13 protein-coding genes are annotated in these 13958 nt (G+C 73.0%); 6 read left to right on the forward strand and 7 right to left on the reverse strand.

The genetic code is table 11. The features are described 5' to 3' along the window. Positions 1–20 precede the first annotated feature (20 nt). Positions 21–767, reverse strand: coding sequence for a bifunctional DNA primase/polymerase (locus IE134_RS10205; RefSeq protein WP_030707818.1), 747 nt, complete (start codon positions 765–767; stop codon positions 21–23). A gap of 165 nt (positions 768–932) precedes the next feature. Then, positions 933–1586 carry a TetR/AcrR family transcriptional regulator gene (locus IE134_RS10210; RefSeq protein WP_030707819.1) on the reverse strand — a complete coding sequence of 218 codons (654 nt, stop codon included), beginning with the start codon at positions 1584–1586 and terminating at the stop codon, positions 933–935. Positions 1587–1687: 101 nt separating this feature from the next. Here IE134_RS10210 and ddaH point away from each other — a divergent pair, with 101 nt between their 5' ends. Next, positions 1688–2605: a dimethylargininase gene (gene ddaH, locus IE134_RS10215; protein WP_373296743.1), complete on the forward strand. Its 918-nt coding sequence runs from the start codon at positions 1688–1690 to the stop codon at positions 2603–2605. Here ddaH and IE134_RS10220 read toward each other — a convergent pair. Continuing rightward, entirely contained in the window at positions 2602–3609 is a 1008-nt protein-coding gene (locus tag IE134_RS10220) for a small ribosomal subunit Rsm22 family protein (protein WP_030707822.1), read from the reverse strand. The genes ddaH and IE134_RS10220 overlap by 4 nt on opposite strands. 242 nt (positions 3610–3851) lie before the next feature. Here IE134_RS10220 and IE134_RS10225 point away from each other — a divergent pair, with 242 nt between their 5' ends. Next, positions 3852–5171: a hypothetical protein gene (locus tag IE134_RS10225; RefSeq protein ID WP_030707823.1), complete on the forward strand. Its 1320-nt coding sequence runs from the start codon at positions 3852–3854 to the stop codon at positions 5169–5171. Positions 5172–5223: 52 nt separating this feature from the next. Here IE134_RS10225 and IE134_RS10230 read toward each other — a convergent pair whose 3' ends face one another. Next, positions 5224–6669 (reverse strand): multidrug effflux MFS transporter, encoded by a 1446-nt coding sequence (locus IE134_RS10230; RefSeq protein ID WP_030707824.1) that lies wholly within the window; start codon positions 6667–6669, stop codon positions 5224–5226. An 89-nt stretch (positions 6670–6758) separates the two neighbouring features. On the opposite strand from IE134_RS10230, the gene IE134_RS10235 reads away from it, so the two are divergent. After that, positions 6759–7754, forward strand: a complete 996-nt coding sequence (locus IE134_RS10235; RefSeq protein ID WP_030707825.1) for a Gfo/Idh/MocA family protein — start codon at positions 6759–6761, stop codon at positions 7752–7754. 6 nt (positions 7755–7760) lie between these two features. Here IE134_RS10235 and IE134_RS10240 read toward each other — a convergent pair whose 3' ends face one another. Further along, a complete protein-coding gene (locus tag IE134_RS10240) occupies positions 7761–9428 on the reverse strand; it encodes an alkaline phosphatase D family protein (protein ID WP_126931317.1) in 1668 nt (555 codons plus the stop codon). 144 nt (positions 9429–9572) lie between these two features. Here IE134_RS10240 and IE134_RS10245 point away from each other — a divergent pair, with 144 nt between their 5' ends. The 3 genes from IE134_RS10245 to IE134_RS10255 all read left to right on the forward strand — a co-directional run bounded on the left by IE134_RS10245 (position 9573) and on the right by IE134_RS10255 (position 12051). Further along, entirely contained in the window at positions 9573–10400 is an 828-nt protein-coding gene (locus tag IE134_RS10245; RefSeq protein ID WP_189430269.1) for an SDR family oxidoreductase, read from the forward strand. Positions 10401–10587: 187 nt separating this feature from the next. Beyond that, complete coding sequence (locus tag IE134_RS10250; RefSeq protein WP_030707831.1) at positions 10588–11067, forward strand: lamin tail domain-containing protein; 480 nt, start codon at positions 10588–10590, stop codon at positions 11065–11067. A 129-nt stretch (positions 11068–11196) separates the two neighbouring features. Beyond that, positions 11197–12051, forward strand: a complete 855-nt coding sequence (locus IE134_RS10255) for a PhzF family phenazine biosynthesis protein (RefSeq protein ID WP_126931319.1) — start codon at positions 11197–11199, stop codon at positions 12049–12051. A gap of 96 nt (positions 12052–12147) precedes the next feature. Here IE134_RS10255 and IE134_RS10260 read toward each other — a convergent pair whose 3' ends face one another. Continuing rightward, on the reverse strand, positions 12148–13170 hold the full coding sequence (locus IE134_RS10260; protein ID WP_098020112.1) for a hypothetical protein: 1023 nt from the start codon (positions 13168–13170) through the stop codon (positions 12148–12150). A gap of 87 nt (positions 13171–13257) precedes the next feature. Beyond that, positions 13258–13911, reverse strand: coding sequence for a TetR/AcrR family transcriptional regulator (locus IE134_RS10265; RefSeq protein WP_189430271.1), 654 nt, complete (start codon positions 13909–13911; stop codon positions 13258–13260). Positions 13912–13958 lie beyond the last annotated feature (47 nt).

Raw genomic sequence — 13958 nt, forward strand, 5'->3', positions numbered from 1 at the left:
CGGCTCAGCGGCTCAGCGGCTCAGCGGCTCAGCGGCCAGGCGATCGCGTCGTGGTCCAGCTCGCTCTGCTCGGCGCTGCCCGCGTACCGGGCGCAGGCGTCGGTGAGCGTCTCCAGCAGGGTCAGCGGGTCGGGCAGCTCGTGCTCGGGCCCGCGCACCCAGTGGACGTCCAGCTCACCGGGGAGCCGGGCGGGCGGCAGGAGGACATAGCTGCCCCGGCAGTGCCAGCGCAGGCCCGGGTGGGCGTCCAAGGTCTCGGGGTGGCAGTCCAGCTCGCAGGGCCACCACTCGTCCTCGTCCTCGGGGGTGCCGCGGGTGGCGGTGAAGAAGAGCAGACGGTCGTCGCCGGACTGCGCGACCGGGCCGACGTCGATCCCCGCGTCGAGAAGACGCTCCAGGGCGCTGAGGCCGGCGGTGAGCGGGACGTCCAGCACGTCGTGGATCATGCCGGTCGCGGTGATGAAGTTGGCCTCCGGCTGACCGGCGGCCCAGCGCTCGATCTGGGCCCGGTCGGTGGTCGACTGCGTCTGCCAGGCGAAGGAGACGGGATGCCGGGCGGGGGTGGGACAGCCGATGCGTTCGCACGAACATCGGTATCCGACGGGGTGGGCAGCGGGCGCGATCGGCATGCCCGCGTCGGCGACGGCCACGAGCATCGCCACCCGGGCCGACTCGTCGGTCTCGGCCCCGGATGATTTGGGACGTCGCCGCAGCCACTGGGAGATCCTGCTCTCTGTGCCGCGGAAACGGCCGGAATCGGCGCCCATCTATCCCCTCACCTCAGCAGTTCACCTCAGCGTTGCCTGTCCATGGTCGCACCATCCTGCGGTTCGGGTGGCCAGAGTTCACCAGCGGGGCCGTGTACCACTGCACCGAGTGAGCACCATCACGCCCGATGTCGCCACATATCGGATACGACGGCGGGTCCGGCGTCACGGTCGCGGGGCGAGCCCGCCGACCGCGTACTCGACGATCTCGTCGGCGTACGCGTGGGTGAGCGGCAGCGTCCGGAGCAGCCAGCGGTGCATCAGCGGGCCGATGAGCAGCTCCAGGGCGATCCGGGGATCGACGTCGGCGCGGACGTCCCCGGCCTCCTGGGCGGCCCGCAGCCGTGTGACGTACAACGCGAGCTGCGGGTCGAGCAGCTTGTGGACGAATGCGGCGCCGAGCTTGGCGTCCACGATGCCCTCGGCGGTCAGCGCGCGGGTGGGGGCCTCCAGCACCGGGTCGTTCAGCTCGTCGACGGTGGCCCGCAGGACGAGCTTGAGGTCGGCGACCAGGTCACCGGTGTCGGGGATGCCCGGCGCCTGCTCTCCTTCGTCCGGCTCACCGGCGGACTCGGACTCGGCCGCGACCCCCTCGGCGGACCGGCCCGCCAGGTCCAGGAAGGCGTCCATCAGCACGGCGGCCTTGGAGGGCCACCAGCGGTAGATGGTCTGCTTGCCGACCCCGGCACGGGCGGCGATACCCTCGATCGTCGTACGCCGGTACCCCACCTCCGTGACGAGGGCGAGGGCGGCGTCGAGGATGGCGCGGCGGGAGCGGTCGCTGCGGCGGCTGGAGTCGGGGGCCTTGGTGGGTGCCATGCGGCCAATCTACCCCGCACGAGCCGATACGTATCGTCTTGCAATACCCCGGTGACGTCCTGATGATGTCCTGTGCGGCGTCCGGTGAACCACCCGATCGGATCACTGCGGATCCGGCGCGCACGGCGCACCATGGGCTCACGCACAGACCGTGCGCATCCCACCGTTCCGCGGCCCCGGCCGCCGATCGCGAGGAGCCCGAGTTGAACCGTGACGCCACCCCTCGTCGCTACCTGATGTGCGCACCGACGCACTTCCGGGTCACCTACTCCATCAACCCGTGGATGGACCCGTCCAAACCCGTCGACCTGCCGCTGGCCCAGACCCAGTGGGAGGACCTGCGCGACCGCTACCGCGCCCTCGGCCACACCGTCGAGCTGCTCACTCCCCGCCCCGACCTGCCCGACATGGTCTTCGCCGCCAACGGCGCCACGGTGATCGACGGCCGGGTGCTCGGCGCGCTGTTCGCGTACCGGGAGCGGTTCGAGGAGGCCGGGGCCCACCGGGACTGGTTCCGGGAGAACGGCTTCGCCGAGGTCCATGAGCCGGAGCACGTCAACGAGGGCGAGGGTGACTTCGCCGTCACCGCCTCCTACCTGCTGGCCGGGCGCGGCTTCCGCTCCAGCCCGCTGTCGCACATGGAGGCCCAGGAGTTCTTCGGGGTGCCGGTGATCGGCCTCGATCTGGTGGACCCGCGCTACTACCACCTGGACACCGCGCTCTGTGTGCTGGACGCGGCGGCCGACGAGATCATGTACTACCCGGACGCGTTCTCCGCGGGCAGCCGGGCGGTGCTGCGCCGGCTGTTCCCGGACGCGCTGCTGGCCCGGGAGGAGGACGCGGCGGCGTTCGGGCTCAACTCGGTGAGCGACGGGCGTCATGTGCTGCTGCCGCAGGGGGCGACCGGGCTGCTCGATCCGCTGCGGGACCGGGGCTTCGAACCGATCCCGATGGACCTGGGCGAGCTGCTCAAGGGCGGCGGCAGCGTGAAGTGCTGTACGCAGGAGCTGCGCGGCTAGCCTTCGGTGCCATCGGCGCCTTCCGGCGGCCAGGGTTCGCCCCAGGCGACGTCCCTGGCCGCCCGGTACAGCTCGCCGTGGCGCTTGCTCACCGTGGCGCGGGCCAGCCCTTCGTCCCGGGTGCACAGCTCCAGCTGGACCAGGCCCTTGCGGATCTGCGGTTTGCGGGTGATCCGGGCGGGCGCCGGGGCGGCCGGGAAGCGGGTGCCGACGACGTAACTGAACTTCTCGTCCTCGTGGCTCAGCGAGCCGCCCTTGACCTGCCGGTGCAGCGACGAGCGGCTGACCCGGGCCGAGAAGTGGCACCAGTCGGCCCCGGGGGTGATCGGGCAGGCGTCGCTGTGCGGGCAGGGGGCCGCGATCCGGAGCCCGGCGGCGATCAGCCGGTCGCGGGCCTCGATGATCCGGGCGTAGCCGTCGGGGGTGCCGGGCTCGACGATCACCACGGCCTGCCCGGCTGCCGCGGCCGCGTCGACCAGTTCGGTCCTGGCGGCGGCCGTCAGCTCCTTGAGGACGTAGCTGACGGTGATCAGGTCGGCCGGGGCCAGCTCCAGGGCCGCGCCGATCCGGGCCCGCTCCCAGCGCGCGTCGCGCAGCGAGGGCACGCCGGACGCCTCGGCCAGCTCACGGCCGAGCGCGAGGGCCGGTTCGGCCCAGTCCAGGACGGTGGTGGCCGGGCCCTCCCAGGCCCCGGCGACCGCCCAGCTCGCCGCGCCCGTGCCGCCGCCGACGTCGGTGTGGGTGGCCGGCGTCCAGTCGGGCGCGGCCTCGACGAGGGCGTCGAGGGCGGACCGTACGGCTTCGAAGGTGGCGGGCATCCGGTACGCCGCGTAGGCGACGACGTCGGAGCGGTCCCGCAGGATCGGGGCGTTCGTCGGGGTCTCCCCGCGGTAGCTGGCGATCAGCCGGTCGACGGCCTGCGTGGCCTGCTTGGGCGGCAGTCCGTCGAGCAGCCCGGCCAGCGCCGCGCGCAGGGACTGTGCGGTGGGGAGGGTGACGTTCACCGCCGAATTGTAGGCGGAGGCGACCCGTCGGCCGCATTCCGCTTCCGCCGGGGCGGGAGGGGGTACGCAGGGACGTACGCGAGCGGGACGGGGCACGGGCCCGGGGCCGGGTGGGCCCGCACCGAGGGTTCACGTAACCGGTACGGAACAGGAATCCGGCGAACTCCACGTGGCCGGAGGCCTGTTGCTACGCTGGCCCGCGCGTGCACGGCACCAGATCAAGATGGTCCAGCGGGGGAGCCATGAGGCAGAAGATCGTGCGGCTGACGCTGGTCGGCGGGGTGGTCTTTCTCGCCCTGCTCCTGCTGCTGGCGACCTGCGGCGGCGATCCCGAGGGCGAGAAGAAGGACGGCGCGGCCACCGCGACGGCGAAGCCGGTGCTGCCGAGCGCGGGTCCGGTGACCCGGCTGACCGTTCCGCCCGAGTACGCGACGGACCGGGGCTGGGAGATCATCGGCTCCTCCCCGGATGTCGCGGTCTCCCATACGACGGGTCTGCTGGCCTATCTGGAGCGCTCCGAGGGGAACCGCTACCGGCTGCGCACGGTCGACACGGCCACCGGCGAGCTGGGCTGGCGGGGACAGGCCTGGCAGCCGCCGGACCCGCTGCACTACCCGAAGCTCGCCACGGTGGCCAAGGGCGACCGGCAGTACTTCGTGACCTGGTCCTACGGGAAGGTCGGCGACGGCCTCTCCCCGTCGAGCACCTTCCTCGCCCTCGATCTGTACGACGTGACGAACGGGAACCGGCAGCGCGTCGAGGTGCCGTGGTCCGGGGCCCCGAAGGTGACCACGACCGGGCCGGGCATCGTGATCAGCGACGCGAAGGCGAACAGCACCCTGATCGACCCGGTCACCGGCGAGGTGACCGAGCTGGGCGCGGACAAGCTCGGGTATCCCAAGGGCTGCCCGGCCTGCAAGCAGCTCACCGAGGTGCACGGGCAGACCGCCGACGGCCTGCTGCTGGGCGGGGCGCGGGAGTTCTGGGTGCGCGGCGGCTGGTTCAGCCGGAACGTGGCCCCCAAGGGGACCGAGAAGGGCAGCGGCGTGGTGACGTCGATGACCCCGGACCAGGTGCTGGCGAAGTGGCAGCCCGCGAAGAAGACCAAGCGGGCGGCGACCCATGAGCTGTGGGCGGTGCACGACGCGGCGACCGGGGAGGTGCTCACCTCGGTGGAGTGCCACAAGCCGGCCATAAAGCCGGGGCGCTACCCGCAGGCGGTCCTCTCCCCTTCGGGCGACTACCTGATCGCCGGGAACCTGGCCTTCGACCTGGAGGCCAAGCAGGGCCGCTGCTTCGAGGACGAGGGCGGCACCGCGCATCTGACGCTGGCCACGGTGACGGACGACGGCATCGCGTACGGGGCGGAGAACGCCCGCGACGCCTCGGAGGCGCTGTCCGGCGGCGGGCTCCCGGTCGCGATGGACTTCGCCACCTGGAGCACCGAGCGGCTGTCGCGCAACGCCCGGCTGCCGGGGACGGAGACGACGGGGGTCGGGGTGTTCCGCTGGACCGACCGGCAGGACCGTACGCATCTGATCGGGTATCCGCGCACGGGCTGAGACCGCCCGGCCGCGTACGGGCCGAGCCCTCCCCGGCCGGCCCCTCCGGACCTCAGAGGCCGCCGGCCTCGCGTCCCGCGCGCTGCCAGGGGCGGCACAGGAGCAGGAAGCAGCCCACCGCCGCCACCGCGCAGACCACCTGGACGACGGCCATCGGGACGGCCGTGTCCTCCCCCGCGATGCCGACCAGCGGCGAGGCGACGGCCCCGATGAGGAACGAGGACGTGCCGAGCAGCGCGGAGGCGGAGCCCGCCGCGTGCTTGGTCCGCATGAGCGCCTGGGCGTTGGTGTTCGGCATCGCGAGGCCCATGGCCGACATCAGGACGAACAGCCCGGCGGCGACGGGGACGAGCCCGACCTCGCCGAAGACGCCGGTCGTCATGAGGAGCAGCGCGACGGCGGCCAGCACGATCACGGCGAGGCCGAAGCCGAGCACCTTGTCGAGGCGGAACCGGCCCACGAGGAGCTTGCCGTTGATCTGCCCGACGGCGATCAGGCCGATGGAGTTGAGCCCGAAGAGCAGGCTGAAGGTCTGCGGCGAGGCCCCGTAGATCTCCTGCACGACGAACGGAGAGGCGGAGATGTACGCGAACAGGACCGCGAAGGCGAGCCCGCCCGCGATCATGTAGCCGGTGAAGACCCGGTCGGCGAGCAGCCCGCGCATGGTGCGCAGGGCGTCGGTGACACCGCCGGTGTGGCGGGCGGCGGGCGGCAGCGTCTCGTGCAGCCACTTCCACACGACGAGGGTGAGCGCGATGCCGACGGCGGTCAGCACGACGAAGATGCCCCGCCAGTCGGTGAACCGCATCACCTGCCCGCCGATCAGCGGCGCGACGATCGGTGCGGCCCCGGAGATCAGCATCAGGGTGGAGAAGAACCGGGCCATCTCCACGCCGTCGTAGAGGTCGCGCACCACGGCTCGCGCGATGACGATCCCGGCCGCGCCCGCGAGCCCCTGGAGGAGGCGGAAGCCGATGAGGAGTCCGGCGGTGGGGGCCAGGGCGCAGAGCGCGGTGGCGAGGACGTAGACGACCATGCCGAGGAGCAGCGGGGTGCGGCGGCCCCACCGGTCGCTCATCGGTCCGACGACGAGCTGGCCGAGCGCCATCCCGGCCAGGCACGCGGTCAGCGTGAGCTGGATGGTGGCGGCGGGGGCGCTCAGGGAGTCGGTGACGGCGGGGAGCGCCGGGAGGTACATGTCCATGGACAGCGGCGGCAGGGCGGTGAGCCCGCCGAGGACCAGGGTGACCAGGAGTCCGGTGCGCCGGGCGGCCTTCGCGGCCGGGCCGGACAGCGCGGAGGGTCCGGGCGCTCCCGGAATGCCCGCGGGGGCGGTGGTCTGCGGCGCCGCCGGGTCGACGGCGAGGGCTCCCGCGTCCCCGTGCGGGACGGCCGGGTGGCCGTCGGCTCCGGTGGCGAGGTCCGCGTCGGTTCCGGGTCCGGTCCCGGAGGTGGGTATGTGTGCTCGCTGGGCCCGGCTGCCGCCGCTCTCCGGCATTCTCATCTCCGCATCGTTGAATCCGCATCTATGCTCTCAGCTCGACCGGAGTGGTCGATACCTTTTTCGGGCGGGCTGGGGTGGCGGGCATGGGTGACAGGGTGCGCTGGGGTGTTCTGGCGACGGGCGGCATAGCCGGGACCTTCACGGCGGACGTTCAGGGGCTCCCGGACGCCGAGGTGGTGGCCGTCGCCTCGCGTACGGAGGCCTCGGCGCGGGCCTTCGCCGACCGGCACGGGATCGCCCGGGCGTACGGGAGCTGGGCGGAGCTGGTCGCCGACGACACGGTGGACGTGGTCTACGTGGCCACCCCGCACTCGGCGCACCACGCGGCGGCCTCGCTCGCGCTGAAGGCCGGAAAGCACGTGCTGTGCGAGAAGGCGTTCACGCTCAACAGCCGGGAGGCGAAGGAGCTGGTGGCGCTCGCCCGGGAGCGCGGTCTCTTCCTGATGGAGGCCATGTGGACCTACCTCAACCCGGTGGTCCGCCGGCTGACCGAGCTGGTCCGGGACGGGGCGATCGGCGAGATCCGTACCGTCCAGGCCGACTTCGGCTTCGCGGGCGACTTCGCCCCCGGCCACCGGCTGCGCGACCCGGCCCTGGGCGGCGGGGCCCTGCTGGACCTCGGGGTCTACCCGGTGTCGTTCGCCCACCTGCTGCTGGGCGAGCCGGACCGGATCCAGGCCGACGCGCTGCTGTCGCCGGAGGGTGTGGACCTGAACACGGGGATGCTGCTCGGCTGGGACTCCGGTGCGACCGCGCTGCTGTCCTGCTCGATCGTCGGGCACCATCCGACGGCGGCCACCGTGATCGGCACGGCCGGGCGGATCGACATCCCGCGCGACTTCTTCCACCCGGACCACTTCGTCCTGCGCCGGGTGGGTGCGGAGCCGGAGACGATCACGTCGGGGCCGGGCCCGCAGGGGCTGTCCGGCATGCAGTACGAGGCGGTCGAGGTGGCACGCGCGGTGCGGGCGGGCGAGCAGGAGTCCCCGCTCGTCCCGCTGGAGGGTTCGCTGGCGGTGATGCGGACGCTCGACGCGGTACGGGACCGCATCGGCGTCCGCTACCCGGCGGATGCCTGAGCCCGGTTATGCGGGCGTGAGCCCCGGGTTCCCGGCCTCCGTGACGAACGAGGCCGCGGTGGTGACGGGCGCCCCGGGGGTCGTGACGGCCGCGACCGTACGGAAGTCGGCGCGGGCCTCCTTCGTGCCGAGGGTGACGACCGCGTAGCCGCGCCGCCCGTTGTAGTGCTTGAGGTGCGGGTTGGCGCGGGTCTGGTTCTCCCAGTTGGCGGGCCGGTCCGCGCCGTCCTTGCCGCTGGCGATGGAGGTGGTGACGATCTCCGTGCCGATCGTGCGCGAGGCGGGGTCGGCGAAGTCCTTCTTCAGGTCGAAGGCGTACGAGACGTGGACGTCGCCGGTGAGGACCATCAGGTTGTCCACCCCGGCGGCCTCGGCGCCGGCCAGCACCCGCTGCCGGGAGGCGGGGTAGCCGTCCCAGGAGTCCATGGAGAGCTTGAAGGCGCCGGTGGGCACATCGCGCCGCTGGGCGAAGGTGACCTGCTGCGGGACGACGTTCCAGGTGGCGTTCGAGGCCCGCCAGCCGTCGATCAGCCAGCGTTCCTGGGTGGCCCCGGTCATGGTGCGCGCGGGGTCCTCGGACTCGGGGCCCGGGGTGCGCCAGCCGTCACCGTACGCCTGGTCGCTGCGGTACTGCCGGGTGTCGAGGATGTCGAACTGGGCGAGCCGCCCGAAGCGGAGGCGGCGGTACAGCGTCATGTCGGGTCCGGTGGGGCGCTGCGGGGTGCGCAGCGGCTGGTTCTCCCAGTACGCGCGGTACGCGGCGGCCCGGCGGAGCAGGAACTCCTCGGGGGTGACGTCGTTCTCGGGGATCCCGCCCGCGTAGTTGTTCTCGGTCTCGTGGTCGTCCCAGGTGACGACGAAGGGGTGGGCGGCGTGGGCGGCGCGCAGGTCCGGGTCGGACTTGTAGAGGGCGTAGCGCAGCCGGTAGTCCTCCAGGTTCTGCGTCTCGCGGTTGTAGTGCGCGGGGAGGGTGCGGTCGGTGTAGTTGCGGGCCCCGCCGGTGGCGTTGACGGCGTACTCGTAGAGGTAGTCGCCGAGGTGGAAGACCACGTCGACGTCCTCGGCCGCGAGGTGGCCGAGGGCGGTGAAGTACCCGTCGTGGTACGCCTGGCAGGAGACGGCGGCCAGGGCGAGGGAGCTGTTACGGGCGCCGGGGGCGGGGGCGGTGCGGGTGCGGCCGACGGGGCTGGTCCAGTTGCCGGTGCGGAAGCGGTAGTAGTAGAGGCGGCCGGAGGCGAGGCCCCGGACCTCGGCGCGGACGCTGTGGGCGAACTCGGGGTGGGCGGTGACGGAGCCGCGCCGCTCGATCCGGCGGAAGCGCTCGTCGCGGGCGATCTCCCAGCGCACCTCGACCCGGCCGTTCGGCAGTCCGCCGCCCGGCTCGTAGGGGCGGGGGGCGAGCCGGGTCCAGATGAGGACGGACGTGGGGTGCGGATCGCCGGAGGCGACGCCGAGGGTGAAGGGGTCCTCGGCGATCCGGCGGGCGTCGACCTCGGCGGCGCTCGCCGTGCCGGCGGCGGGCAGGTTGACGGCGAAGGCGAGCGCGGCGGCGGCTCCGGTGACGGTCAGGAAGCGCCGGCGGCCGACGCCCGGTTCCAGTAAGCGGGCGGCGGTGCGGAGTTCGATGGCTCGGGTGCCCTGATCGGGCGTCATGATGGTCCGTGCGGCTGTCATATGCCCCTCCTCAGCCCGGATGCTGTCGGGATTCATGGCAGTGGGAGGGAACGACGCACCGTTGTCGCGTGCACAACATCCACATGGCGGGTCGATGAGCACCGCGTGCCCTGTGCACGGATCTGTCCCGTACGCTGCCGGGCCATGAACACAGAGCAGACAGAGCAGGCAGGGCGGACCGAACGGGCCGCGCAGACCGGGCGCGCCGGGGACGCCGGGCAGTCCGGCCGGAAGGTCGCCGTCGTCACGGGGGCGGGGTCGGGGATCGGACGGGCGGTCGCGCTCGCCCTCGCGAGCGGGGGCTGGTCGCTGGCGCTCGCGGGCCGACAGGCCGAGCCGCTGGCGGAGACGGCGGCCGCCGCCGGGGACACCGAGGCGCTGTGCGTCACCACGGACGTGACGGACGCCGACGAGGTGGCCGCGCTCTTCACCGCCGTACGGGACCGGTTCGGCCGGCTGGACCTGCTGTTCAACAACGCGGGCACGTTCGGTCCCGGCGGCGTACCGCTGGAGGATCTGACCGTCGCGGACTGGCGGGCGGTCGTCGATGTGAACCTGACGGGCGCTTTCCTGTGCGCGCAGGCGGCCTACCGGCTGATGAAGGAGCAGGACCCGCAGGGCGGCCGGATCATCAACAACGGTTCGATCTCCGCCCACGCACCGCGCCCGCACTCGATCGCGTACACGGCGACCAAGCACGCGATCACCGGGCTGACGAAGTCGCTGTCGCTGGACGGCCGTCCCTACCGGATCGCCTGCGGCCAGATCGACATCGGCAACGCGGCGACGGAGATGACCGAGCGGATGCAGACCGGGATCCTCCAGGCCAACGGGGAGCTGGCGGTGGAGCCGGTGATGGCGGCGGCGGACGTGGCGCGGACGGTGCTGCACATGGCGGAGCTGCCGCTGGAGGCGAACGTCCAGTTCGCCACGGTGATGGCGACGAACATGCCGTACGTCGGGCGGGGCTGAGACCCGGGGCGGGGCGGAGCCGGGGCCGGGCGCGGCGGCGCGTGATCACCTGCGATCACATCTGATCGAACTGGCCAACGGATAACCGGATTTGCGGATTTCGCCGCCTGTGACCGGGCAAGCGCGTGCTGTCCGTATGATCGCATCCTGTTACGCCTTCACCAGAACGACACAGAAGGAACACCGCATGCGCATACGCACCGCTGCGCCGATCGCCCTGGCCGCCGCCACCGCACTGGCCGGCTCGCTCCTCGCCACGGCGGCACCGGCCTCGGCGGCCGCCCACCAGGGCGGGCTGCACTTCGGGGCTGTTCAGTTCGACGGCCCCGGCAAGGACGACCGGTCGAAGAAGTCGCTGAACGCCGAGTGGGTGAACATCCACAACAACAGCAAGAAGAAGGTGCAGCTCAAGGGCTTCAAGGTGAAGGACAACACGGGCTACACCTACACCTTCGGCAGCTACACCATCGGCGCGGGCAAGACGGTCAAGGTCCGCACCGGCAAGGGCAAGAACGTCTCGGGCACCGTGTACTGGAACCGGGGCTCGTACGTCTGGAACAACACCGGCGACAAGGCGCGGCTGATCAAGCCGAACGGGAAGCTCCAGGACTCCTGCTCCTGGGGCAAGTCCACGAAGGCCAACAAGGGCGCCAAGAACTGCCACTGACCCGCCCGGCGCCTTCGGGGAGGGCTGGTCGCGACTGCCGGGGAGTCGCGACCGGCCCGCTCCCACGGCCCCGGCCGCCCCTCCCCACGGGCCGGGAATGGCGGGGGCGGCGGCACGGTTGTCTGCTGCATGACACATGATCACCGGGCCGAGGTCCTGCGCTACACCGCCTTCTCCGCCGATCCCGCGGGCGGGAACCCCGCCGGGGTCGTCCTGGACGCCGCCGGTCTCGACGAGGAGCGGATGCTCGCGATCGCGGCGGAGCTGGGGTACAGCGAGTCGGCGTTCCTGACGGAGCGGACCGGCGAAGGCGCGTACACGATCCGCTACTTCAGCCCGAAGGCCGAGGTGCCGTTCTGCGGTCACGCCACGGTCGCCACGGCGCTCGCGCTGGCCGAACGGGACGGGCCGGGCGCACTGGAGTTCACGACGCCCGCGGGCCTGGTCCCGGTCTCCGTCGTCCGGGAGAGCGGCACACTCCGCGCCACGCTGACCAGTGTGGCGCCGCACGTCGAGGAGGCCGCCGAGGCCGATCTGACGGAGGCTCTGGCGGCCCTGGACTGGGCGGCCACCGATCTCGACCCGGCCCTGCCGCCCCGGATCGCCTACGCGGGGGCCCGGCACCTGGTGGTGGCCGCCGCCACCCGGGAACGGCTGGCGGACCTGGACTACGACTTCGCGCGGCTGGAGGCGCTGATGCGCCGGCTCGATCTGACCACCCTGCAACTGGTGTGGCGCGAGGGGCCCGAGGTGTTCCACGTCCGGGACCCGTTCCCGGTGGGCGGGGTCGTCGAGGACCCGGCGACGGGCGCGGCCGCGGCCGCCTTCGGCGCGTACGCACGGGAGCTGGGGCTCGTCCCCGAGGCGGCGGTGCTGACCCTGCACCAGGGGGCGGACATGGGCCGCCCCGGCACCCTCACCGTCGAACTGCGCGCGGGCGACGCCCGGATCCGGGTCAGCGGAACGGGGACCCGGATCGGCTGAGAGCGGGAGGGCCGGGGGCCCGCGGGGGCCAGGGGCCGGCCGGGCTTCCGGCGTACGGGCCGGGACAGGACGGAAAGGGCGGGGCGAGGTCCGGACTCAGCCGGTCGTGTTCTTGGCCGGGGAGACGTGGGCGTACCAGCGCTCCGTCTCCTCCTGGTCGAGGGCGCGCTCCAGCAGGGCGTCACCGCGCATGCCGGGGAAGAAGCGGCCCGCGGGCCAGGTCCGCCGGTAGGACGGCTCGTCCAGGACCAGCAGCCGGACGCCGTCGACGACGGGGATGTCGGCGGGGGTGCCCTCGTTCCAGATCAGTTCGCCGTCGGGGGCCACCAGGTCGAAGGAGCCCACGGTGCCCACCTGGCCGGGGGTCTCCCGGCAGACGGCCACCTCCTGCGACGACGGCGCGTGGCCCGCCACATGGCCACCGCCGATGAGCGCGTCGGCGAGCAGCGTGTGCAGCTGGAAGTTGTCCCCGATGCCGGAGATCCGCAGCAGGTAGCCGGTGCCGCTCGTCCGGTGGAGGGCGACGAGCGGTTCGTCGTCCAGCACCAGGAGGGCGTGGGCGAGGGACTTCAGCTCCAGGCCGGAGGCCCGCTCCACCGCGCCGAGCAGCCGCAGCGCGTCACCCCGGGAACCGGCCTCCCGCCGTACGCCGGGGTGGTTCAGCATCGCGACGGCGGCCATCTCCCACTGGGAAAGCGTCAGCCAGCCGACGGCCGCCTCGAAGCCGACGCGCTCCACGAGCTCCGGGCCCGGCTCGCCGCCGTCCGGGGCGGGAAACGCGCCGCCCCCGGTCGCGGCCCAGGCGTCGGCGAACGCCACGGCCTGCTCCAGGGCCCACCGCAGTCCGGCCAGCACCCCCGGGGCACAGCGCTCGGCGTCCGCACCCCGCTCGACGCAGGCCCCGACGAGCACGGCGACGACGGCACGCGGGCCGGGCGGCACCTGCTCCAGCAAGGCGGCGAGCCGCGGCCCGCCGTCCAGCAGTTCCGGCTCCCTGGCCTGCCCGAAGGTCTCCTGCAACCGGACGAACGCCTTGCCGGACCGCTTGGCGTCCTGCGCCGACACCGCCGCCTCGAAGTCGGCGACGGCTCCCCCGAACCCGGCTTTACCGAATATCATTCCACCACTTTATCGACGGCCCGTTCGGTGCTACGAAGCCGGTCCCGCCCAAGGGAAACCAGCCCGGCCGCGGACCCCTCGCACCCCTCACCGTACGAACACTCCCGCCCGCGCGGCGGCGACGGCCGCGGCGGCCGCCCGGTCGGCGGCCTCCTCGTCCAGCGGGGCGCCGCTGGCGAGCAGCCGGTAGTACAGCGGTGCCGACACCGCCGCGATCACCTCACCCGGGTCCGTACCCGCGGGCAGTTCACCGCGTTCGACCGCCGCTTCGACGCAGCCGGACCACTCCCCGATCCGCACCGCGTAGAAGCGGTGGAGGGCCTCGGCGGTACGCGGATCGCAGGCGGCGGCCGCGATGACGGCCACGAAGAGGGCCCCTTGGCGGGGGTCGGTCAGCGTGCGGACCACCAGGCGGGCGTTGGCCCGGAGGTCCTCGGCCAGGGATCCGGTGTCCGTGCGCGGCAGTGACTGTTCCGCCATGTCCGTGAGCAGGTCGGCGACCAGCCCGGCGGGTGCGGACCAGCGACGGTAGACGGTCGTCTTGCCGACCTCGGCCCGCCGGGCGACGTCGGCCAGGTCGAGCCCGTCGAAGCCGTGCTCGACCAGGGCGTCACCGGCCGCGCGCAGCACCGCCTCGCGCACCCGGGCGGTGCGACCGCCGGGACGCACGGTGCCGGGCTCCACCCCCTCGAAGCCGACACCTTCGGCGCCTTCAGCACCTTCAGCACCTTCAGAAGTCATAACGGGTCTCCAGTTCCATTAACAACGCCTCCCCTGCTACGGTGACA

The organism is Streptomyces rubiginosohelvolus, from assembly GCF_014649875.1.
GTDB classification, from domain to species: domain Bacteria; phylum Actinomycetota; class Actinomycetes; order Streptomycetales; family Streptomycetaceae; genus Streptomyces; species Streptomyces rubiginosohelvolus.